This is a genomic window from Synechococcus sp. KORDI-52 (genome assembly GCF_000737595.1).
In the GTDB taxonomy this organism is placed as follows: Bacteria; Cyanobacteriota; Cyanobacteriia; order PCC-6307; family Cyanobiaceae; genus Parasynechococcus.
This window is the reverse complement of the sequence record NZ_CP006271.1, coordinates 1,477,471-1,500,317: the sequence shown is the minus strand read 5'-3', so window position 1 is coordinate 1,500,317 and position 22,847 is coordinate 1,477,471. Positions and strand designations below refer to the sequence as shown.

20 protein-coding genes are annotated in these 22,847 nt (G+C 64.5%); 7 read left to right on the top strand and 13 right to left on the bottom strand.

Translation table 11 applies throughout. The features are described 5' to 3' along the window. Positions 1-264: 264 nt before the first annotated feature. The 3 genes from KR52_RS07550 to KR52_RS07540 are packed head-to-tail and all read left to right on the top strand — an operon-like array spanning position 265 to position 2,759. Positions 265-1,233: a rhodanese-related sulfurtransferase gene (locus KR52_RS07550; protein WP_051834305.1), complete on the top strand. Its 969-nt coding sequence runs from the start codon at positions 265-267 to the stop codon at positions 1,231-1,233. Between the two features lie 49 nt (positions 1,234-1,282). Then, positions 1,283-2,269 carry a DUF952 domain-containing protein gene (locus KR52_RS07545; protein ID WP_038554265.1) on the top strand — a complete coding sequence of 329 codons (987 nt, stop codon included), beginning with the start codon at positions 1,283-1,285 and terminating at the stop codon, positions 2,267-2,269. Then, entirely contained in the window at positions 2,262-2,759 is a 498-nt protein-coding gene (locus KR52_RS07540; protein WP_038554262.1) for a hypothetical protein, read from the top strand. Before KR52_RS07545 ends, KR52_RS07540 begins: the two co-directional genes overlap by 8 nt. On the opposite strand, the gene lipA is transcribed toward KR52_RS07540, so the two are convergent. Both lipA and recR read right to left on the bottom strand, forming a co-directional pair. Continuing rightward, a complete protein-coding gene (gene lipA, locus KR52_RS07535) occupies positions 2,744-3,643 on the bottom strand; it encodes a lipoyl synthase (protein ID WP_038554259.1) in 900 nt (299 codons plus the stop codon). The two genes, KR52_RS07540 and lipA, sit on opposite strands and share 16 nt — an antisense overlap. Continuing rightward, positions 3,640-4,236, bottom strand: coding sequence for a recombination mediator RecR (gene recR, locus KR52_RS07530; protein WP_071840204.1), 597 nt, complete (start codon positions 4,234-4,236; stop codon positions 3,640-3,642). The genes lipA and recR overlap by 4 nt, the downstream gene beginning before the upstream one ends. 86 nt (positions 4,237-4,322) lie before the next feature. Between recR and psbP the strand changes: the two genes are divergently transcribed. Next, entirely contained in the window at positions 4,323-4,904 is a 582-nt protein-coding gene (gene psbP / locus KR52_RS07525) for a photosystem II reaction center PsbP (RefSeq protein ID WP_084221964.1), read from the top strand. Here the strand turns inward: psbP and KR52_RS07520 are convergent, their stop codons facing one another. From KR52_RS07520 to KR52_RS07510, 3 genes are all read right to left on the bottom strand, one after another. After that, complete coding sequence (locus tag KR52_RS07520; RefSeq protein WP_051834409.1) at positions 4,905-5,852, bottom strand: LCP family protein; 948 nt, start codon at positions 5,850-5,852, stop codon at positions 4,905-4,907. It lies immediately after the preceding gene. A 69-nt stretch (positions 5,853-5,921) separates the two neighbouring features. Continuing rightward, positions 5,922-8,021 carry a cation:proton antiporter gene (locus tag KR52_RS07515; protein ID WP_038557037.1) on the bottom strand — a complete coding sequence of 700 codons (2,100 nt, stop codon included), beginning with the start codon at positions 8,019-8,021 and terminating at the stop codon, positions 5,922-5,924. A 62-nt stretch (positions 8,022-8,083) separates the two neighbouring features. After that, the gene (locus KR52_RS07510) at positions 8,084-9,841 is read right to left on the bottom strand and encodes an ABC transporter ATP-binding protein (RefSeq protein ID WP_051834304.1); all 1,758 of its coding nucleotides are present in this window, start codon (positions 9,839-9,841) and stop codon (positions 8,084-8,086) included. Positions 9,842-9,942: 101 nt separating this feature from the next. Between KR52_RS07510 and KR52_RS07505 the strand changes: the two genes are divergently transcribed. Continuing rightward, positions 9,943-10,137 (top strand): hypothetical protein, encoded by a 195-nt coding sequence (locus KR52_RS07505; RefSeq protein ID WP_038554254.1) that lies wholly within the window; start codon positions 9,943-9,945, stop codon positions 10,135-10,137. 3 nt (positions 10,138-10,140) lie between these two features. On the opposite strand, the gene KR52_RS07500 is transcribed toward KR52_RS07505, so the two are convergent. Continuing rightward, entirely contained in the window at positions 10,141-10,428 is a 288-nt protein-coding gene (locus KR52_RS07500) for an RNA-binding protein (RefSeq protein ID WP_011364605.1), read from the bottom strand. Positions 10,429-10,624: 196 nt separating this feature from the next. Between KR52_RS07500 and KR52_RS07495 the strand changes: the two genes are divergently transcribed. Then, the gene (locus KR52_RS07495; RefSeq protein ID WP_038554250.1) at positions 10,625-10,819 is read left to right on the top strand and encodes a hypothetical protein; all 195 of its coding nucleotides are present in this window, start codon (positions 10,625-10,627) and stop codon (positions 10,817-10,819) included. A gap of 18 nt (positions 10,820-10,837) precedes the next feature. Here the strand turns inward: KR52_RS07495 and KR52_RS07490 are convergent, their stop codons facing one another. The 5 genes from KR52_RS07490 to KR52_RS07470 form a co-directional block, all read right to left on the bottom strand. Further along, positions 10,838-11,086 (bottom strand): hypothetical protein, encoded by a 249-nt coding sequence (locus KR52_RS07490; RefSeq protein ID WP_038554247.1) that lies wholly within the window; start codon positions 11,084-11,086, stop codon positions 10,838-10,840. Further along, positions 11,086-12,867, bottom strand: a complete 1,782-nt coding sequence (locus KR52_RS07485) for a DEAD/DEAH box helicase (protein WP_038557033.1) — start codon at positions 12,865-12,867, stop codon at positions 11,086-11,088. Before KR52_RS07485 ends, KR52_RS07490 begins: the two co-directional genes overlap by 1 nt. Before the next feature lie 104 nt (positions 12,868-12,971). After that, on the bottom strand, positions 12,972-13,313 hold the full coding sequence (locus tag KR52_RS07480; RefSeq protein ID WP_038554243.1) for a phosphomannose isomerase type II C-terminal cupin domain: 342 nt from the start codon (positions 13,311-13,313) through the stop codon (positions 12,972-12,974). A 13-nt stretch (positions 13,314-13,326) separates the two neighbouring features. Beyond that, complete coding sequence (locus tag KR52_RS07475; protein ID WP_038554240.1) at positions 13,327-14,907, bottom strand: ATP-dependent RecD-like DNA helicase; 1,581 nt, start codon at positions 14,905-14,907, stop codon at positions 13,327-13,329. Next, entirely contained in the window at positions 14,904-18,512 is a 3,609-nt protein-coding gene (locus KR52_RS07470; protein WP_038554237.1) for a UvrD-helicase domain-containing protein, read from the bottom strand. The genes KR52_RS07475 and KR52_RS07470 overlap by 4 nt, the downstream gene beginning before the upstream one ends. Before the next feature lie 247 nt (positions 18,513-18,759). Between KR52_RS07470 and KR52_RS14615 the strand changes: the two genes are divergently transcribed. Continuing rightward, the gene (locus KR52_RS14615; protein WP_216725514.1) at positions 18,760-18,930 is read left to right on the top strand and encodes a hypothetical protein; all 171 of its coding nucleotides are present in this window, start codon (positions 18,760-18,762) and stop codon (positions 18,928-18,930) included. On the opposite strand, the gene KR52_RS07460 is transcribed toward KR52_RS14615, so the two are convergent. Together KR52_RS07460 and KR52_RS07455 are read right to left on the bottom strand one after the other, a co-directional pair. Beyond that, positions 18,927-22,172: an exodeoxyribonuclease V subunit gamma gene (locus tag KR52_RS07460; RefSeq protein WP_038554231.1), complete on the bottom strand. Its 3,246-nt coding sequence runs from the start codon at positions 22,170-22,172 to the stop codon at positions 18,927-18,929. The genes KR52_RS14615 and KR52_RS07460 overlap by 4 nt on opposite strands. Beyond that, positions 22,166-22,786, bottom strand: a complete 621-nt coding sequence (locus KR52_RS07455; RefSeq protein ID WP_038557030.1) for a metallophosphoesterase — start codon at positions 22,784-22,786, stop codon at positions 22,166-22,168. The genes KR52_RS07460 and KR52_RS07455 overlap by 7 nt, the downstream gene beginning before the upstream one ends. Positions 22,787-22,847 lie beyond the last annotated feature (61 nt).

The following is a 22,847-nucleotide window of genomic DNA, read 5'->3' as shown; positions in this document are numbered from 1 at the left end:
GGCCGACCAGACCACTGCAAGAAGACTCATTGTGGGTGCCGTCTCTGTTGAGCTACACCGGATGGGTCAGAGGCTCAGCCATGAAAATCGACAGCTCCAACGCTCAACCCATGGGAAGCCTCATCTTTGAGGGGGGGCACAAGCCCTTCCATGCCCTGGCGTGTCCACTGCGACCTGCTTCGGTGCTCATCAAACGAAAAGCCTGAAGAGACGAGCCCTTTACCGTCCTGATGCAGGCTGGAGGGGTCTTGAAGCTGGTGCATCGTGAACCCGAGCAGCCCGGAGCCTGTGCTGGCGAAGAACAGCCGACTCTTGGTGGCCGCGTTTTATGCCTTCACGCCCCTGGATAACGAGCGTCGGGAGGCGTTGCTGACCCGCTTGCCGACCCTGGCTCACGAAGGCAGCGTGCTCGGATCAGTGTTGGTGGCCCATGAAGGGGTGAACGGCACGATCAGCGGACCAGAGAAGGGCGTTGATGCGGTGCTTGATCACCTGCGCGCCTCGTTGGATCTGGGCGACAACCACTATGCCCGGCTCGAGGTGAAGCGCAGCTGGGCCGAAAAACCGGTGTTCCGCCGCTTCAAGGCTCGCCGCAAAAAGGAGATCGTGACCATCGGCATGGCCAGCGTGGACCCCCGGGGCAGTGTGGGTACCTACGTGGAACCCCAACACTGGAATGCCCTGGTGGATGATCCCGACACCCTGGTGATTGACACCCGCAACAGCTACGAAACGGCGATCGGCACGTTCGAGGGGGCCATCGACCCCAGCACCGAGAGCTTCCGCGACTTTCCACAATGGGCAGAGACAACGCTGCGTCCCCTGATCGAACAGCAGGGCAGCAAGCGCATCGCCATGTTCTGCACGGGCGGGATCCGCTGCGAAAAAGCCAGCAGCTACCTGCAGCAACAGGGTTTCGGGGAGGTGCACCACCTGCGCGGCGGCATCCTCAAGTACCTCGAGCAGGTTCCGGAAGCCGAGAGCCGCTGGCAAGGGGAGTGCTTTGTTTTTGATCAACGGGTGGCGTTGAACCACCGGCTGGAACCTGGAGAGCACAGCCTTTGCCACGCCTGCGGCCTGCCGGTTTCAGCCGAACAACGCGAGCTGCCGAGCTACATCAAGGGGGTGCAGTGCGTGCACTGCGTGGATCGCTTCAGCGATGCCGACCGGGAACGCTTCGCCATGCGGCAACGCCAGATCGATCAACACAACATCGAGCGGCAGCAGGCCTGAGGCGTGCAGGCAGCATCGGACAATCCCTGCCAGGGACCACCCCGATGCCGTGCTGCCGATCCTCTACAGCTTTCGCCGCTGCCCCTACGCCATGCGCGCCCGCTGGGCCCTGCTGGAGGCAGGACTGTTGGTTCAGTGGCGAGAGATCGCACTGAAGGCCAAACCGGCTGAGATGTTGACGGTCTCCCCCAAGGGCACCGTGCCCGTGTTGGTGCTGCCGGACGGCAATGTGATCGAGGAAAGCCTGGCGGTGATGCACTGGGCCCTTGATCAGGCGGACCCTCGCGAGCTGAGCAACGCCGGCGATGCCTCAGCACTGATCGAGCAGAACGACGGCACTTTCAAACATCATCTGGACCGGTTCAAATACAACGATCGCTACCCCGGCACCAAGAAAGAAGAGCAACGCGCCGCCGGGCTGGCGATCCTGCACTGCTGGAACCAGAGGATCGCTGATCAGGGCTGGCTGCTGGGCGAGCACTGCTCGCTGGCGGATGCCGCCCTCTGGCCGTTCGTGCGGCAGTGGCGCATCGCCGATCCCGAGGGATTCGACAACGACAACACCCTGGAGGCCCTGCGCCACTGGCTCCAGCATTTCCTTGAGGATCCCCGCTTCGAGCGGCTGATGCAGCGGGCCGACCCCTGGAGTGCCGGGGGACAACAACACCACTTCCCCGCCGATGCCGTGGCGGTGCCCCTGGATCAACCCCTGTTTCACCTGGCCCTCAAGGCCGACTGGCAGGCCGCCCAGGCCAGCGGCAGCTACCGCATCTCCACCCGGGGAATGAGCTTGGAGCAGGTGGGCTTCATCCACTGCTCCTGGAAGGAGCAGGTGAAGGCCACCTTTGAGCGGTTCTACACCGACGCTGGCGAGGTGCTGCTGCTGGAGATTGATCCCGCCACTGTGAACGCCCCCCTGCGGGCCGATGCCATCCCCAGCGGCGAACTGTTCCCCCATCTCTACGGGCAGCTACCGCTGAAGGCGGTGCGCTCGGTAAGCACCATGAACAACGGCCAGATCCCGATCAATGCTTGAGCAACTGGAAGCCGAAGCCCGCAAACGGGAACTGCTGCTGAGGTTGAAGGTGAGCCGCCCCCTGGGATTGTGGAGTCTGCGCCTGGTGGTGGCCCGGCAAGCCGCCAGCGGCAGCCTGCTGCTGCTGGGGGAAATGAAAGGATGGGCCTATCCCGCCGCCACCGGCCTGCAGCTCGACACCATGCGGGTGATGCCGACAGCGCCTGCGGGTGTGGGTGATCTGATCTGGGCCGCCACCATGGCCTGGGCCCAGGAGGCTACCCCCTGCTCACGGGCCCGATTGCTGGCCATCCGCGACGACGAACAACAGCACCGCCGGCTGGTGCGCTACTTCCGCCAACGCGGCTTCAGCAAATCCCGCGATGTGGAAGCAGCGCTCTGGGATCTGCCCCTGCGCATGGTCTGGGGCGGCGCCGGGGCCCTGATGAGTGGTGATCTTTCCACCGTGCTGGAGCGCAGTCTGCGGAGCTGGCGTCAGTCGGCGGCGTGATAGCTGCTGCGCACCAGCGGGCCACTGCGCACCTGGGCAAAGCCCAGCTCTCGGGCCACATCCGCCAGCTCATCGAACTCCTGCGGCGTCCAGTAGCGGGCCACCGTAATGTGCTCCAGCGAGGGGCGCAGATACTGCCCCAGGGTGATCCGTTGGCAATCCACACTGCGGAGATCTTGAAGGGTGGCGATCACTTCATCGCGGGTCTCCCCCAGGCCAAGCATCAGGCCACTTTTGGTGGGGATCTCCGGCGCCAGCTCACGGGCAGCCGCCAGTAAACCCAGGGATCGTTCATAGGTTGCACCGCGGCGCACCTCCCCCTGCAGCCGCTGCACTGTTTCCAGATTGTGGTTGAAGCACACCGGCTGAGCCTGCAGCACCGTAGTCAGCCGCTCCCGTTGAGCCGTCACCGCTCGCGCCTGATCCGCCACGCCCCCCCAGAAATCGGGGGTGAGCACCTCAAGGGCGATCAGCGGATTGCGAGCGCGGATCGCCGCCATGGTGCTGGTGAACAGACTGGCGCCGTGATCGGCGAGATCGTCGCGGGCCACCGCCGTGAGCACCACATAACGGAGCTGCATCGCTTCCACCGCATCGGCCACCCGCTCGGCTTCCGCGGCATCCACCGGCATCGGGGCCTGGCCCTTGTCCACCTGACAGAAGGCACAACTGCGGGTGCAGATCGAGCCGCCCAACAGAAACGTCGCCGTACCAGCGGCGTAGCACTCGCCGCGGTTGGGGCAGCGCCCCTCCTCACAGATGGTGTGGAGGCGGTTCTGCTTCACCAGCCCCTGCACCCGCTCCAACTCAGAGGCATTGCCGATAGGCCGCCGCAGCCAGTCCGGCAGTCGCTCGGCGGGAGGGATGGCGCTGTACTTGCTCATACCGGCCGGCGCCCTTCAAGGGCCCTGCTCAGGGTGACCTCATCGGCGTATTCCAGTTCACTGCCCATCGGCAGGCCGTAGGCGATCCGGCTCACCGAACAGAAGGGCTTCAGCAACCGCCCCAGATACAAGCTGGTGGTGTCCCCTTCCACGCTGGGGGTGAGGGCCAGGATCACCTCACTGATCTCCTCATTGGTGATGCGCTGCACCAATGGGGTCACATGCAGCAGCTCCGGACCAATTCCATCCATGGGTGAGATCAGACCACCGAGCACGTGGTAGCGCCCCTGAAATTCACGGGTGCGCTCCAGGGCCAGAAGATCACGGGAATCCGCCACCACGCAGATCACGCCATTGCGCCGCTCATGGTTGCGGCAGATCTCACATTCGGGATCAGCGGAAAGGTGGAAGCAGGTCTGGCACTGGCCCACCTGGGTGCGGGCCGCCAACAGAGCATCAGCGAACTGATGAATCTGCTCCTCCGGCTGATTCAACAGATGCAGGGCGAGCCTCTGAGCCGTGCGCGGGCCGATGCCGGGCAGACGCTCGAACTGATCAATCAGTCGGGCTAACGGTCGGGTGAAGCCGCTCAGTGGTCTGCCGCCAATTCGGGGAATTTAGGAGTTGCGGAGATCCTTTGCCGCCGGGGGGGTCACGCCCATCAGGCCGCAACGGCAGAATGGCCCGTGGAATGATCGCTCGGTTCATGCAGCTCCTCCAGTCTCTGGCTCGCGTGATCGTTTGCGGCGTCTTGGTGCTGGTGCTTGGAGCCTGTGCAGCGGGTCCGACAGCTGGACTGCAGTCGTACCAGAGCCCGGATGGTCGCTTCGCCTTCCTTTATCCCACCGGTTGGACCCAAGTGCAGGTGAGCAACGGGCCGCGGGTGGTGTTTCACGACCTCATCCATAGCGATGAGACCGTCAGCCTGATGGTCAACAAGGTGAACGAAGACAACGAGCTGAGTGAACTGGGCAGCGCCGTCGCCGTTGGAGAGCGCCTTCGCCGTGAAGTGATCGCCACCGCCGGTAGCGGCCGCACTGCAGAGCTGGTGGAAGCTCAGGAGCGCGAGGTGAACGGCCACACCTTCTATGACCTCGAATACGTCGTGCATCTGGAAGACCGCGACCGCCACGAGCTGGCGACAGTGGTGGTTGACCGCGGCAGGCTCTATACCCTGGCCACCAGTGTCAACGAAGACCGCTGGACAAAAGTGAGTGATCTCTGCGGCCGGGTGGTTCGCTCACTCAACCTTCTGATCTGATCAGAACACGAAGCGGAAGCGTTGGCTGCTGGCCTCAGTGGCCTCAGCTCCACTACTCGATTTGGCGGGCCACTCCGTGTCGAGATAACTAATGCCATCCGCATAGAACGGCACCGCACTCAGGCTGGAGGCGTCAAGGTCTGTGGTGCCCATTGCGGTGATCAGACCGCCGAGTTCCATCGGTCCAAGATCCGTCTCCAACGCCTGCCCTGCAGCACTGATCAAGGCGGGTAGGCGAATGAGATTCTGCGGTTGTTTCATGCGCTCGAACAGGCCTTTCAGCGCCAACTGTTGCCGTTCCAGGCGCCCGAAATCGCCACGGCCATCGTTGCGCCAGCGCAGAAAGCCCTCCAGGTCCTTGCCCTTCAACAGCTGAGGCCCCGGTTGCAGATCGATCAGCAGGTTTTGACTGCGGTCGTGGTAGTAAAGCCGCTTGGGTACATCCACCTCGATGCCCCCCACCAGATTGGCCAGGGTTTCGATCGCATCCAGGCGCACCACAATGTGATGGTGGATCGGGCGGTTCATCAGACGCGACAACTCCCGCTCCACCGCCTCCACACCGCCATAGGCCATCAGGGCGTTGAGTTTCATGCCTCCGAAACCCTCGGCATCGATGTAGCTATCGCGGGGGATCTGGGTGATCGTTGTGGTGGTGCCGTTCACCCGCACCGTAAAGATCACATCGGTGTTATCACCTGTGCGATCCCGCCCCAGCACCACCACTTCCCTGGCACCGAAGCCAGTCCAGCCGGCGAATGGATTGGTCAGTGGCGTGGGCTGCGGCAAAACCAGCGGTTGATCTGCCGTGCTGGGCAGTTCCGTGTTGATCCACCGACTCAGGGGCACAGACAGCATCAAACCACCGCTGAGACCCACCACCACAGCAGAAGCGATCGGCCATTTGTTGGCCTCTGAGGACGATTTGGCGGAGGGATCTTCTGCCATGGGGTCAACGCTGAGTTGCATCTTCGCGTGCCGATCCCGTCTGCGGAAGGGGAGATTGAGAACGCCCGCCTAGACCAAGGGATCACTGATCACCATCGCCGCACAGGGCAGCTGGCGGATCAACTTGCTGGTGCGATCACTGCCGGGGATCGGCAGACCGGCCACCCTCCTGCGCTGGGTACGCAGGATCACCAGATCATGTTCACGGCTGAGCCGATGGATCGCCCCGTCGATGCCAGGCCCCCGCACGATCACAATGTGAAACCGTTCCTCCGGAATACCTGAGGGTCGCCAGCGGATCAGCTGTTGCTCCATCCAGTGACGGTCCTGACCACTGAAGCGGGGGTCATGCACATGCAGCAGGGTGATCCGCACGCGCTGATCCTCCGGGGCTGAGTTGATCACCCGCAGCGCCAGTTCAAACTGCTCGCGGGCGCTGGCGGAGAGGTCTTTGATCGGAACGAGAATCCGGCCCAGTGCGCTATCGGTCTCACGGCCCAGGTTCACCACCACCACCGGACAGTGGGCCGTGCGGCAGACCCCATCAACGATGTCGCCCATCAGCCAGGCCCGGAGTTGGTCGCTGCGGGCTGCACCGATCAGCAACAGATCCGCGGCCTGTTCCAAGGCTGTGCGGCTCATGCCGCCGGCGATGTCTTCATCCAGCCGCAGCAGGCTGCGGGTGGGCACAGCCAACTGGGCACCGATACTTTCCGCCGTGCTGAGGCGTCGGCGTGCTGCAGCAACAGCACGGTTCAAACCACCGCGCATCTCCTCAAGACTGGGGTTCACCATCGCCAGGGGAAGCAACAGCCCTTCCGCTCCGGAGGAGCCCTGCACCAGGCGGGCCGCCATACGCAACAACCCCTTCTCGGTGCTGGGGTTGGCCACCGGCACCACGATGCGCAGGGGGCGCTGCACCACCTCATTGACGCCATCCAGCACCGCCGCCTCCTCACCGAAGCTCACCGGCACCGCATCGGGGCTGGGATCCTTGAGCCGGGTCACCGACTGCTCAGTGAGGATCGGTCCCAGGGTGGCCGTCACCACCATCACCGCCAGCACGCTGTTCAGCACAGTCTGATTGAGCAGACCCGCCTGGAAGCCGATGAAGGCCGTGGCCAGGGTCGCCGCCACCTTGGGCATCGTCAGCGACCACATCATCAGGATCTGAGCGCGGCGATAACCGAACAGCCGTCCGCTCAACCACGACGCCAATCCCTTGCCGCCGATGGCGCCCACCAGCATCAGCGCGGTGAAGTGAAAGTTGCCCAGGCTTTGGCCAAGGCTGCCCAGATCCAGCAGCAATCCAAGGTCGATGAAGAAGATCGGGATGAACAGCACGCCACCCACAAAAATCACCTGCTCCTTCACCCGGCCCTCGGGCAGTACGGAATTCACCGCCAAACCAGCCAGGAAGGCGCCGACGATCTTCTCGACGCCGGCCAGCTCAGCCCCCAGGGAGGCCAGGAACAGGGCCACCAAAACAGCGAGCACCATCCGGTTTTCATCGCTGATGCCCCGCAGCACCAGGCGCCGGCCCAGCCAACGGATGCCGAGCACCACCACCAGAGCGAAGCCACCGATCTTGAGCAGCAGCAGGCCCAAGCCCAGGCCACTGAGGCTGCCCTGGCCCAGGCCCAGACCCACCGCCAGCAGCAGCAAGGCCACGATGTCGGTGAAGATGGTGCTGCCCACGCTCACCACCACCGACTCGTCCTTCTGGGCGCCGTAACTGCGCACAATCGGGTAACCCAGGGGGGTGTGGGTGGCCATCAGGGCACCGAGCAACAGGCACGACACCGAGGCGAAGCCAGCCATCAGGCCGATCGACACGCCCGTTCCCACACCGATCAACAGGATCAGCAGGCCATAGATGAAGGAGCGACGCTTGACCCGGTTGAACTCCTCCAGGTCAATCTCCAGCCCCATCGTGAACAGCAGATACACCGCCCCGAGATCGGAGAGCAGCCGCACCGTTTCACTGCTGCTGTCGACCCAGTTCAAGGCATGGGGGCCCACCACCACGCCAGCCGCCAGCAACCCCACCAGATCGGGCAGCCCCAGCCGCCGGATGAACGGCGGCACTGCCGCACTGATCGCCACCAACAGCGAAAACACCCCGAGAGGGTGATGCATGACGTGGCTGATCGAGGCCTGCATGGCCATGGCTGCACCGCCCGCTTGCGGACCCAGCATGGTCAGCGAATCTGCAGCCAACAACAGCTGCTTTAGGAAGAGATAACCCCTTCCCCGGCCTGCACCTGCCAGAGGTTGGTGTAGATCCCGCCCTGAGCCACCAGGCTGTCATGGCAGCCCTGCTCCACAATCCGGCCCTGGTCCATCACCACAATCCAGTCGGCATGGCGGACCGTGCTCAACCGGTGGGCGATCACCAGGGTGGTGCGGTGCTGGGTGATCTGCGCCAACGAGCGCTGGATGGCGGCTTCGGTGTCGTTGTCGACGGCAGCGGTGGCTTCGTCGAGCACCAGCACCGGGGCATCCTTGAGGATGGCGCGGGCCAAGGCGATGCGCTGGCGCTGCCCGCCCGAGAGGCGCTGCCCCCGTTCACCCACCAAAGTGTCGTAGCCGTTGGGCAAGGCGTCAATGAATCCAGCGGCTTCCGCCAAACGCGCAGCCTGTTCAATCGCCCCCGGATCGGGATCAGCCACGCCATAGCCGATGTTCTCGGCCACAGTGCCGTGGAAGAGGTAGACGTCCTGACTGACCAGGGCAATGCAACGGCGCAGGTCCTGCAGCTGAAGGGTGTCGATGGGGACCCCATCCAGGCGGATACATCCGCCATCACGCTCATAAAGCCTCAAAAGCAGTTTCACAACCGTGCTCTTACCGGAGCCGGTTGCACCGACGATGCCCAGGGTCGAGCCGGCTGGCACCGTCAGATCGAAGCTCTGCAGCAAAGCAGAACGGCCGGCATAGGCGAAATCGACCGATTCAAAGCGGATCTCACCGCGCAAACGCTGCGGTTCCAAAGGCAACATTCCACCCTGAATTGTCACCGGCGTGTCGATGAGATCAAGCACCCGCTGCGTGGAGGCCATCGAGCGCTGATACTCGTCAAGGGTTCGGCCAATCGCGGTCAGGGGCCAGAGCAGACGCTGGGTGATGAAGACCAGCACGGTGTAAGTCGCCACAGGGAGTTCACCGGCCAAAGCCTTGAAGCCACCGACCAACAGAATCGTCAGGAAAGCGAACAGAATCGCGAAGCGAATCAAGGGAATGAAGGCAGCCGAAAGGCGGATCGCCCCGGCGTTGCTCTTGCGGTAGGCGAGGCTTTCAGCGCGCAGACGCTCCAGCTCCAGAGCCTCGGCTGTGAAGCTCTTGATTGTGAGCATCCCCCCCAGATTGTTGGCGAGCCGTGAGGCAAGGTCACCCGCCCTGGCCCGCACATCCCGGTATCGCGGCGCCAGCTGTCGTTGGTAATGCAGAGATCCCCAGAGGATCACCGGCATCGGCAGGTAGGCAAACAGGGCCACCTCCGGTGCCACCATGGCCATGCCGGTGCCCACCACGAGAACAGTGGTGATCAACTGCAGAATCTGATTGGCACCCCGATCAAGAAAGCGTTCCAGCTGGTTGATGTCGTCGCTGAGCACCGCCAGCAGACGTCCTGTGCTGTCGTGCTCGAAAAAGGCCAGCTCGAGCTTCTGCAGGTGTTCGTAGGCCTCAAGTCGAAGGCTGTGTTGTGTGGTCTGGGCCAGATTGCGCCAGAGCAGGTCGTAGAGGAACTGGAACAGCGATTCCGCCGCCCAAACCACGAAGGTGAGCAGAGCCAGACCCCACAGCTGCTGGGCCGGCGTCTTCAGACCAAATCCGGAAAGGACGGACTGCTCACCGCTCAACACCACATCAAGAGCAAGACCGATCAAGGCCGGCGGCGTCAGATCGAACAGCTTGTTGAGCAGGGAGCAGCACACCGCTGCAACCACAAGACGGCGCTGGGGAGCGAGATGGCGCAACAGCCGCATCAAGGGGGAGCGGTTTGCTGAAACTTTTCTGAGGGTTCGTTCCAACACGGTTTTCACCCCTGAAGACGCACTACAACGGAATCACAACCGAAGGAGGTGCCATGAGCCGATCAAGGTCGTTCAACCGCTTTCACCGTTATCTGGCGCGCCAGAAGCGCCGCGGCCTGCGGGCTGTGTTGCCACAGTTCCAGGACTCCCATCAACATCAGGACAATTCAGCCGACAGCTGCGCCTCAACGCTGCGTCGGCTGAGCCGGCGTGAAGTGGAGTTGGACCTGTTGGAGGCCGAGGCCTGAGCCTCAGCCGCGGTAACCGCCGCCACCACCACGGGGGCCGCCGGAACGCTCCCGGGGGGTGGCCTTGCTGACACGAATCATGCGGCCCATCCACTCCACGTCCTGAAGATCGTCGATGGCTTTTTGTTCATCGGCGTCGTTGACCATCTCGACGAAAGCGAAACCGCGTTTGCGGCCGGTCTCACGATCCAGGGGCAGGCTGCAGTTCTTCACCTCGCCGTACTCACTGAAGAGATCGAAGAGGTGCTCCTGCTCCGCCTGGAACGAAAGATTGCCGATGTAGATGGTCATGGACCGTGGAACCGTTGAACGTGCTCGACATCCTGAGCTGGCTCCGAATTCTCGGAAAGGGCCAGAGCTCAAGCGTGAACCCGATGACGTTACAGGGCTGTCGCACGAAACAACACAAAAACAGGAAGCAATCGCGGAGACTGGCCCGCGACCAAGCCATCTACTCCAGTGTCAGGCAACCCTGACACTGGAAAAAATGACGTTCAATGACCTTTGCTTCCAAGCCCTGTGCTGGACCGCCGACGGCGAACTGGACCCGGTTGACAAGTTTGCACTGCTTAGCGACTTGATTCGGCAGGCCACACCGAACGAGCACTTCGAGTGGATTCAGACGATGGAGCAGCTGTCCCTGCCGCAGTCTGAGGGCACAGTTCAGGTGAGCGGTCCCTAACCCAAGCAGTCCTGTGGATCAGAGTCCGTAGGTCTTTGCCGCTTCGGCCTTGCAGGTGGCCTGTGCTGCCTGGATGCCGGCACCGTCCTGAACCTCTGCCAGAAAACAGCGGCAGGTGTCCTCAACCATTCCCTCTGGGGGAACTTTCCCCGCGCTCTGAAGCTCGGCGTTAACGGCCGTTCTGCAGAACTGGGTGATCAGGCTGTTGTCTGAGCCGGCGGCTGCAACAGGAACCGAAGCCAGAGCAACAGCCACAAGAAAGCGCATCAGGAGGCCTGCCTGATTTGAAGTTCGCGGTTCATCACGCGCAGTCGTCGAAGGCTGTTGAACACATCCTCGGGCATGCCCTTGGGCAAATCCACAAGGCTGTGATTGTCGAAGATCTGGATGCGGCCGATCATCCGGCCCTGCAGACCGGTCTCGCCGGCGATGGCGCCCACCAGGTTGCCCGGCTTGACGCGATCGCGGTGACCCACCTCAACGCGGTAGCGCTGCATGTTCTCCTCAGGGGCCCGTGCAGGACGCTCGCGCCGCTCACGGCGGTCTCCTGAATGGCGATCGCGGTCGCGATCGTTGCGACGGGTGTTCTGAATCCAGTCATCGTCGCCCTTTCGCAGCAGAGCATCGGGTCCGATGGCCAGGTTGAGTGCAGCCATGGCGAGCTGCTCGGGGCTGAGCTCGAGCTCCGTGGCCACCCGCTGCATCAACTCCTGCAGCAGGGCTGCTTCATCGGCATCAGGTCGTTGCGCCTGGGCCGCATCACTCAAGCGCTTGCGCAGCCTGTCCAGACGTCCCTGGTTGATGGCTGTGTTGCCGGGCACCTCCATCGCTTCGATCGGCTGACCGGTGGCCCGCTCGAGGTTGCGAATGAAGCGTCGTTCCCGTGGAGTCACGAACAGAACCGCTTCGCCGGTGCGTCCAGCCCGACCCGTCCGGCCGATGCGGTGCACGTAGGCCTCGCTGTCGAACGGCATGTCGTAGTTGATCACCAGGCCGATGCGCTCCACATCGAGACCCCGCGCTGCAACGTCGGTGGCCACGAGGATGTCGACCGATCCACTGCGCAGACGCTCCACGGTGCGTTCCCGTTGGTTCTGGGGAACGTCGCCATTGAGCACCGCCACCTGATGGCCAGCGGCCTCAAGGGTTTCGGCCACGGTCAGGGTGATTGCCTTGGTGCGGGCAAAGATGATCACGCCCTCACCACCACAGGCGTCAAGGACCCGTTGCAGGGCCTCGAGCTTGTGCGGCATCGGCACCGTGATCGAACGCTGGCGGATCCGTTTGCCTTCCTGATCCTTGGTGCGGATCGTGACCTCAGCCGGGTCCTTGAGATAACGCTTGGACAGGCGACGGATCTCAGGAGGCATCGTCGCGGAGAACAGAACCACCTGGCGCTGCTCAGGAAGCTGATCGAGGATCCACTCCACATCGTCGATGAAGCCCATGCGGAGCATTTCGTCCGCTTCATCGAGCACCAGGCTGCGCAGACCGCTGGTGTCGAGCGTGCCCTGACGCATGTGGTCCATCACCCGTCCGGGGGTGCCCACCACCACATCAACCCCGCGCCTGAGGGCACTGATCTGAGAGCGGAAATCTGTGCCTCCGTAGACAGCCAACACCTTCAGGTGGGGATGGCCGGCGGAATAGGCCTTGAACGACTCGGCCACCTGCATCGCCAGCTCCCGTGTGGGGGCGAGAACCAGGGCCTGGGGTGTCTTCTGGCCGCTCTCGAGACGCTCGAGCAACGGCAACGCAAACGCTGCTGTTTTGCCGGTGCCGGTCTGGGCCTGACCCACCAGATCGCGGCCGAGCATCAGCTCGGGGAAGGCCGCCTTCTGAATGGGAGATGGTTCGCTGTACCCCTTGTCGGCCAGGGTGCGGAGCAGGGCCTCACTGAAACCGAAGCCGGCGAAACCGGATTCCGGCTCGGCCGATGTGATGGTGGTGGTGAACACCTCAGCATTCGGGTTGGATTCCGGAAGCGCGGATGCAGAAAGATCCACTGCGCAGGAGGAATCGTCGCGCTGCTGTTGCTGTTCAGTCATGAAAGGTGGCTTCGCCTGATTGATCTCTGAAATCAGGCTCACAACCTCCCTGCAACGTAAGAGTTGCGCTCTGGTTGTGTTGCCTACGCTTCAAAGGTTGGCCCTCAAGTTATCACCCGGCCGTAATCATCCTGGAGACGTTCGATGTCGTCTTCCCGCAGATCATCGCCATGCTGAACTTCCAGAATCAGCAGATCTGAACCGTTGGCCCGGGCGCGGTGCACCGTGCCGCAGGGGATGGAGAGCATGGCGCCCGCGCTGGCGGCATGCCAGGTCTCTCCGCAGAGCAGAGCCCCCGAGCCGGACACCACGGTCCAACTTTCGCTGCGATGACGATGCCGCTGCAGCGACAACTGCTGCCCGGCACGAACCAGCAGCCGCTTGACCAGATAGTTGTCCCCCTGGGTCAGCGTTTCGTACCAGCCCCAGGGACGCTCAACCCGCATCAGTCCACCCGCTTCAGATCAGCGTCACCAGGTCAAGGCTGGCACGGGCACGCGTGATTGCTGTGTAGAGCAAACGGCGTTGATGCTCAGCAGCTGGGCCATCCTCGAGGGGATCTGGCCAGAGCACGATCACCCGATCCGCCTCACTGCCCTGGGCCCGATGGATGGTGAGGGCGACCGCGGGTTCGAGACGCCGCAAACGGGCTGGGTGCAAACGGCGCACCTGCAGCTGGCCGTCCGGATCCACCACCTGGAACAACAGGCGTCGTTCAGAGCCTGACCCGATCACAACCCCGAGGTCGCCATTGGCCAAGCCGAGTTCCGGTTGATTGCTGCCGCAGATCACCGGCAAGCCGATCGGCCAACGCTCGACCTTGCTGGCGGCATTGGCCCCGAGCAGCGTGCGGTGCACATCATCAAGACTCCAAGGCCCCCGGCGCCGTGGACAGAGCAACAGGTCCTGCTCGAGCAGCGCAAACAAGGGCCGGGACGCCGCCATCAGCTCCTGCTCGGTGCAGCGGTCGAGATCAACCGTCAGCACCTGCAGTTTCTGGAGGCGCTGAATCCATTGCTGGCGCACCAAGGCTGGAAAACGACGCAGGGGGCTGGGATGCACCTGAAGATTGGCCAGCTCTGGCAAGGCGGCCAGATCCGCAGCGAACGCTGCCAGATCCCCCTGGCGCAGCTGTTGCGCCACCTGGGCCAGAGCACCGCGGTTGCGGTAGGTGCGCTCGAGATGCACCGCCCCTTCACCGAAGCGACTGCGAACGTCCGGCTGCTGAAGCCGGTGCCAGACCGCTCCACTGCCCACAGGCGGCAGCTGGGCTGGATCCCCCACCAACAGCAGCCGGCAACCGCTGGGCAACGCCTCCAGCAGGGCCTGGGTCAAGGCCAGATCCAGCATCGACATCTCGTCGATCACCAGCAGATCCAGCTCCAAGGGGCGCTGGCGGTGCCTGCCGAAGCCATGGCTGCCGGCCTCCAACCACCGGTGGAGGGTGCTGCAGGGCAACGGAGCCCGTTGCGCCAGCACCGCATCCCCAAGGCGACGGGCCGCCTTGCCGGTGGGGGCCGCCAAACCGATGCGCAGGCCGGGATAGCGGGCTTCCGCCCGGGCCAGAATCTCCACCACCGTGCTGGTTTTGCCCGTACCCGGACCACCACTGAGCAGCACAACCGAGGCCTGATCCAGGGCACGCACGGCGGCGCACTGTTCAGCGTTGAGACGATCCGACAGGTCGGGATCGACAGCCTTGACGGGCTTGGGAACCGGAGCATGGGCCCGCTCCACCAGCTCTGCCACCACCTGCTCCATGGCCTGCAACCAGCGGCGCCAGCCCAGCCGATCAGCCTGAAGCAGCAGGGGGGAGGCATCACCCTCCAGCCAGCCGCTGGCTTGGGCAACGGCCAGCCGTTCCGGAGTCAGCGCCACCGTCAACTCCCCCTGCTCCAAGGCCAGCACCAGGTCGCGACTGAGCTCCTCCAGGGCGGGACCATCCACTTGGGGTGGGATCCGACGGCGCAGAGCGGCATGAAGGCCCGCCATGAAGCTGGAGGGCCAGGTGCTGGTTCCCGGGGGCAGCAACTCCGTCACGCCGGCACCTCCCCCAGAGCTCGATCCAGGGCTGCGATGCGATGGAGGGGCACGGGTTCAACGATGCGCCCCGGTCCGACAGCACCTTCTGGAGAAGCAGCCAACGCTCCAGGCATCCCCCGCAGGAAGCAGTAGACGTAGCCCCCCAGATGCTGCTGCGGGTTGTAATCCGGCAGCCGCCAACGCAGATGGCGGTGCAGGGCCACCAGGTAGAGGTGGGCCTGCAGGGGGTAGTGGTGGTGCAACATCTGCTCCTCCATCGCCTCCTGGGAGTAGTGATGCGGTCCGCAGAGTCCCAGCTCAGTACTGGTGCGCCGTTCACCGATCCAGTTGCTCTTCCAGTCGAGAACCCACCAGCGTTGGTGCTGGGGGTCCTGGAACACCAGATCGATGGAACCGGTGAGAAACCCGCGACTGTTGATCGCGAGCGACGCCAGCGCCGGGCTGTAGGTGCGGCCGAAACGGGCCTCGGCATCACAACCGAAGGCGGCCACCAGATCGGCCGTGCGCACATGCTGCACTGGTAAGTCAAAACTGAGTTCAGGCAGGCGCTGGTGCGGCCCCAGCCGATCCAGCGACAATGCACCCAGCGGTCCCCCCAGGGGCGTCTGCAACACCTGCTCCAACCCGGTCAACACATCGTTCTGAAGATCGGGATCAAGTCCGGCCCGGCGCAACTCGGCGGCGATCAGCTCGAGCCGTTGGCGGGGCTCAGCGGCCTCCGCCTCAGAAAAGGGGAACTGTTCGAGGATCCGGTGCAGACAGTCCCCGGCCCCGGCCCCGCGCGGGAAAGCCGCCAGCGGCCCTGTCTCGGACCATGCCGGTTCTGCCCCGACCAGGATCGATTCCTCAGCGCCGGGATCGCGATCGCGACCCTGTTCATGCAGCTGAACGTCGTCGGATGAGGCAATCCAGGCCGAGTAACTGGCCCGGCCCCAACTCCGGTCGATCCGCTTGGGGATGGAACCAAGGGCCAAGGGCTCAGCCAGCAGCGGGGGCCGCCAACGCCTGCCGCTGGGCAGGCTCTCGACCAGGCCATCGATGCTGATCGGAACCTGTCGCTCCGCCAGGGCTTGGCTCAGCCGCTCATCGGTGAGGCTATCGATCGCATCCCCAGCGGCCTCAGCACCGAACAACCAGGCAGGCAACGGGGAATCCTCCTGGCCGTTGGCCCTGGCCCAGATCAGGATCAACTGGGTTTGGGCTCGGGTCACCGCGACATAAGCCAGCCGCTCGGCCTCGGCCGCAGCGTCCTGCTGCGCCTGTTGCGCCGCCTGCCAGCCCTCCCCCCAGTGGACATCCACCCGCGCCAGACACTCTCCTGAGCGGGGGTCACGCCAGAGCGGGCCGGCCACGGCTGGGGGCGACTGCCAGAGGTAGGGGCAGATCACCACCGGATATTCCAGACCCTTGCTGCGGTGCACGGTGACCACGGCGATGGCGCTGTCGGCCTGATCGCTGTGGGGCTGACGAGCCTCCGGCACCGGCTGGCTGGGGTGCAACCGCTCCCGCCGCAACCAATCCGCCGCAGTGGCCACATCAAGCCCCTGACGGTGCATCGCCTCCTGCACCAGCCGCGCCGCCTGCTGCAGATCCCCCAGCATTCGGCCCCGTTCCGACAGCCCCGCCATCTGTTCGCCCTTGAGCAGATCGGCCAGCGCCCCGAGCAGGCCCAGCCGCGGAATCTCATCAGCCCAACCGCGCAACTGCAGCGCCAGCTGATCCAACCGCCCCGGCTCCAGGGCATCGGGCGCAATGTTCATCAGTCCCGAGCAGGCCAGCAGGCGCAGGCGAGCGTCATCACCCGGTTCCGCCAGGGCATCGAGGAACCACTGCAACAGCAAGGCGGCTTCACTGTCGAGCACATCCCCCTGGGTCACCAGGCGGGTGGGGAGTCCGCAGACCCCAAGGGCGCGGCGAAGGTCTTCCGCCTGTTGATGACGACTCACCAGCACGCAGAGATCTGCGGGGGTGAGGTCCTCCCGTTGTTGCAGTTGCTCCAGCACCATCGCGGCGAGCCGCTGGGGCAGCTCTGCCTCCAGGGCACTGCGGCTGGAGGGCGCCTCTGTGGACAGCAGCAGCAGTTGCAACGCCGGGGCATCCTGCGGTGGGGTGGCGGAGCTGCGAGGCTGCACCGCGGGCACCGGCAGTTCAGATCGGGGGAGACCCGGAGCCATCAAGCGGTTCAACCCCTCCATCAGCGGTGCCGTTGTGCGGAAGTTGTCGAGCAGGTGATCGATCCGCTCCACCTGATCCCGCGCTGCCATGTAGGTAGCCAGATCACCACCACGGAAGCGGTAGATCGCCTGCTTGGGGTCCCCGACCATCAGCAGCAGGTGGCGTTCACCAGCACCGAAGGCGCGCTGCAACAGGCGCCACTGCACGGGGTCTGTGTCCTGAAACTCATCCACCATCACAGCCCGGTAGCGCTGTTGCAGAGGGGCAAGCCAGGCAACATCGCCATCGCCGGGATCCATAGAGGCCAGCAAGCCGCCGAAGGTGATCACCCCGCGGCGGCGACGGCGGCGGTCCAGCTCCTGCAAGCCCCGTTCCAGGAGGTATTGCCAGGTGCGCTCAATCGGTGCATCCCAGAGCGCCGCAACGGCGGCCTGAAGAGCCGGCGTCACCAGGCTGGGGTCGGTCTCACCGCACTTGCGCGCGACCTTGCACCAACTGCCGGGGTGGAAGTACTCCTTCAGCGGCTTCTCACGGGCGGCAATCTCCAGCAGCGATGGCACTGAGGTCTGCCCATCCAGCCACTGGTTGATCTGGGCGCAGCGATCGCTCTTGGGCTTGGCGGAATAAGGGGTGGTGGCTCCACAGCCCTGGGCTTTCCACTGCTCGGCCGCCTGACGGAACCCGGCATCCAGAGCGGCATGATCCCGCTGCCAGAGCGGCACGAAGTCGTGCCAGAGCTGCGCCAGCCAGTGCTCCAGCTGCGGGGCGAGGGGCTGGTCCAGATCGATCGCCCCATCAGCGCCCCTGAACCACGGCTGCTGTTCGCCATCGAGTTGCGCCAACCCCCTGCGCAGGGTCTGGGGCGAGAGGCCGCGTTGACGCAACGCCTTGAACTGATCCGGCGGCAGGCTGAGCAGCTCCTGTTGCCAGAGGTCCTGCACCACCTCGGCTTGGAGCGCGGTGGCGTCGGTGTCCAGCTGGGGCTCCATCGCCGCAGCGTTGCTGAGGGCCAGACGGCGCAAGCTGCGGCGACAGAAGCCATGGATGGTGGTGATGTCGGCCCGGTCCAACTGCTCGAGGGCCACCAGCAGGTGCCGAATCCACCGCTGACGCGCCTCCCCTGGCTCGGAACCCCCCAGCCAGTCCGCCAGGACGGGGTCCGGAGCAGAAGTCTCCATCCCCTGGTCAAGCTGCTCGAGGCCCTGCAACGCCTGTTGCAGCCGCTGGCCGATGCGTGAGCGCAGCTCTTCAGCCGCCGCATCGGTGAAGGTCACCACCAACAACGCCTCGAGGGCGTGGTCGGCCTCCGTAATCAGCCGCAGACAGAGATGCGCCAGGGCAAAGGTTTTTCCGGTGCCAGCGCTGGCCTCAAGCAGGCGGACCCCAGGGTCGAGGGGATAGGTGTTGGCATCGAAGCGCTGAGCCATGGATGGAGTCTGCTCAACTCCGACCTCAAAACCAGTGTTAAGTTCCATGAAGCAGCCGGCGAAAGCTGCGAACTGGACTGGGTGATGTCACACCCCAGAACAGAAGACGACCTGAGCGGGGGCCTGAAGAACCCTCGCTTTTTTTTATCGGCTTGTGAACGGATGCAACCCAACCCTTGAGAGAACAGGGGCTTGTGCGTGTGCGATGCCATCAGGTCAACACGTTGGTGGAAGCCTCCGGCCTGTTGTGTCCCCCGAACGTCGTCAGAAGTTGGCCCAGCTGCTGGTGCGCAAGGCCGCCGCTGTTGAAAGCATCAGCCAGGAACATCGGGCCTACTTCTTCCGCCGGCAGGCCGGCGAGCCGATGGTGGTTTCCAACGAACGCATGCGCGAAATGCTCGACGAGCTGTTCGATTAACGCAGGTTCGCCACAAGGGGGCCGTACAGCAGCTGACACGCCTGCTGAAATCCGGCCTGATCCATCAATTGCTCCGCAGCGATCTCCGTGCCGAAGCAGAGCTGCATCACCGGGGTGGACCCTTCGTCCTGCCAGGCCTTGCGGAAGTCCTGCTGCCCCTCCCCCGGTTTGCGCCGCTCTTTGGCCACCATCTGCCAGCCGCTCTTGGGGGGGACCGGCCAGCACCGCTCCAGCCCCTGTCGTGCCAGCCGCGCCAGCTGCTGCAGCTGGTCCTCGGCCTCAACCGTCGGCAAAACCGACCAGCGCACGTGCACCTCGGCGCCGGCAACCCGGGTGCTGCGCGCCACCACCGCTGAACCGGCAGCAGGAGCCGATCCCTCAGCGCACAGCAACAGGTGCTGCAACCAGCCGCGCATCACCGCCGCGGCCGTGAGCATCCCGGGCTGGACCACCACCTGCGTGTCGCCGGCGTAGAGCAGGGGCATCGGCAGGCCGGCGAGCACCGGCACCTCCCGGCGGCAGTCACCAAGCGATGCAAGCTGCCGTTGCAGGGCCTGCCACCGCTGCTGCAGCTCCTCCTGCTCAAGGGCCGCACCAGCCCCCGCCGGCAGCACACCCTGGCCCGCCAGCGACGCCGTCCAATCCGGAGCCGATCCGAGAATGAAGTGCTCTTCAAGATCTTGGTTGAGCAGCAGATAGCGCTGCAGGCCATCCAACTCGAGCGCCTCGAGATCCTCCACCGCCTCAATGCCTTCCCCAGGTCGCAACCCCCGCGCCTGCAACCAGGCCTTCTGGGGCTGCTGCATCCAGGCCAGCAACACTTCAGCGTCCAGGGCCAGATCGTCTCCGTCCCGTCCATCGGCCTCGTCATCGTTGATCTTCGGCTGCCAGAGCGATGCCCAGGCCAACCCCTGGGGATTCGGGACTGAAGCCGGAGCAGCATCCAGGCAGCGCCGGGCCTCCAGCTGACGCCGATCACAACTGAGCGGCGCCTCCGGCCGGAAGTTTTCACGGGAGAGGGGGTTGGCCGCCGGAGTGACCAACAACCCCTCCGTGGAGGCACCGGCCCGTTGCAACTGCTCCTGCAGCACTGAAAGCCACTGTTCCACCGGCGCAGCAGGCGGCTGGGGCTCACCGGTGCGCTCCAGCCGCCCGCACCAGCTGATGAGCAGATGACGGCGTGCCGACATCAAGGCCTCCAGCAGCACGTAGCGGTCCTGGTCACTGCTGCGGGGATCCCCCAGGCGCCGTTGCTGCTCGAGCAGATGGAAGCCAGGACGGCGGCTCGGGCGAGGGAAGTCGGCGCTGTCGAGGCCCATCAAGACCACCACCTTGTGCGGAATCGCCCGCATCGGCTCCAGGGCACTGATGGTGAGGGCGCCACTGCGATGACCGAAGCGACCGCTGTCCACCGACAAGGCCTCCTGCAGCACCTCCAAGGCCACGGCTGCATCGAGGTCCAGGGGGCAGTCATGGGCCCGCAATCGCCACTCCTCAAGGGCCGCCGCCCAGCTCTGCGCCTCATCGGCCCAGGCCCCACCCTCAGCGAACAGCTCCTGCAACAGGGACTGCAGGAGCTGCACCCAGTCATGGCACGGCCGGGGCTGTCGCAGGCGATCGAACATCCGCGCCAAACGGTCCAGCAGCGTCCACCAGCGCACCAGGCGATCGGGATCTAGCTCCTGCTGGAACGGTGCCGCACCTGCTGGAGCCAAGCCCGGCTCCACCGGCAGCACCAGCCCCAGCAGCCAACGGTCGAGACACCAACGCAGGCTGTGCACCTCCTCTCCGCCACGCTCGCGGGCATCCAACCCCCAGCGAAAACCACTGCGTTGCAGCGTCTGGGTCATCAGCACCGCCTCCTCCGGCGTGAGTCCCTGCTGGCCCTGCAGGGCCGGATTGCCCAGCAGACGTTCCAGCCCCGTGGCGGTGAGGCGTGTGGCCGCCAGCTCCAGCAGCGTGAACATTGCCATCGACAACCCCGGACTGCTCTGCTGACTGCGGTCGGTGAGGCGCCAGGGCAAATCGACACCGATGGCCGCCGTGTCGTTGAACACGGAGCTGAGCAGCGGTGCATAGCGCTCAATCTGCGGCGTCATCACCAGCACATCGCGGGGCGCGAGATCGGGATCGGCCTCCAGCCACTGCAGGATGCGATCACGCACCAGTTGCACCTCCCGCCAAGGCCCCGGTGCCGCTTGAAACAGCAGCGACTGATCGTCTGTGGAACGCTCCAGTGCGGGAACGCTGTCGGCATCCACCAGCTGTTGCTGAAGCTGATCGAGCAGGGTGGGTTGGCGCTCTTCCGCATCGGCGATCTGCAGGGAACCTGCAAACAGATCCCCCTCGCGTCGCTCCCCCAGCTGCGCTTCACCGGAACCCTCCAGCAACTGCTGAAATTCGGCACCCATCCGTCCAAGAACGGCCTCCAGGCGCGGCGCCTCGGCCAACCAGCCCCCATCGGGCGGAACCAGCCAGTCATCCCCGAGCGAGGCACGCCGACTGCCGCAGCGCTGCCACAGATCCGGACAGGGGGTGAGCAGGTAGATCTCCACCTCCAGCAGACCGGACAAGGCCTGAATCAGATCCACCTGCACCGGTGCCAGGGCACTGATGCCAAACAGCCGCAGCCGCTCCGGCAGCAGGGCTGGATCAACGTCTCCTCGCCGGAGACGATCGACTGCCTCACGCACCTGCAGGCCAAAGGGAGCCCGGGGCAGCCGTTGGGCCAGCAGTCGCCAGAGCAGGGGCTGCCAGTCGTCATCGGGCCGCGGCCGTTTCCACTGCTCCAGTTGATCGGGGCGGTAGAGGGCGTAATCGTCCATGGCATCGGCGATGGTGCGTGCCAACTGCCAACGGTCCCGCGTCAACCCCGAGGCGGTTCCTTCACGCTGGTTGAGCCAGACCTGCAACGGCTGGGCGACGGGCTGCTCCAATAGCTCCGGCAACAGCTCGAGCACAGCCCACACCAGCTGGCCCGCCCGCCAGGGATCGTCCTCCTGCGCGGGAAGATGCAACACCTGGCGCACCAGCTGCCGCAGACGACTGCCCGGGAAGGGGAACCGCACCAGGGAACTGATGCCATTGGCCGTGGCCAGCTGTTCCCCCAACCATCGACTGGTCGGCCAGGTGTTGACCATCACCTCCACCGTCTCAAGAGGGCCGGGCTGCTGCTCGATCAACTGACGGGAAAGCAAGCGAGCCAGAAATTCAGCCCTGTTGCTTCGGTAAACCGTCAGCAAGGGCCAACTCCAGCCAGCACGGCCTCGGTTGCAGCTCCTTCAACCTGAACGACCGCATCCGTTTGCGGGCAGTAGGCCGATAAACAACCGCCGTAGACCGCACCGGTGTCGATCAGAACGATCGCGCCAAGACGTTCCACCTGGGGACGTGGCGTATGGCCCACAACAACCTGGCCGAAACGACCGTCATAGGCCTCCCAGAAAGGATCACGAATGGAGAGATCCGGTTGGCCCGCTGCATCGAACCCGGCATGGGTGGCGCACCAACCGTCACCGCGATAGACGAGCGGAAGCTGTTGCAGACGCGGCAACCATCGGCGAGCGTTGCTGTCGCCCAACTGGGCATAGGTGGCGTGTTGACTCAAGCCATCCTGGGAGTCGAGGGCATCAATGAGGTCTTGCTCATGGTTCCCTCGCAGCCATGAGGCACGGCCGGCCTGGACCAGATCCCAGACCAGATCCATCGTTGCGGGAATGGCCTCACCACGGTTGATCACATCCCCGCAGAAGACCAGATGGTCGTTCGGCGGCAGGGTGGCGAGCAGATGGCAAAGGGGCTGATAGCAGCCATGCACATCTCCAATCACCCAGTGCCGGCGGCTTCGCAGGTTCAAAGCAACAACCTGGAGATGTGTCAATTCTGATGCTCAGCCCGGCAGCGCCAAGAATCCGGCA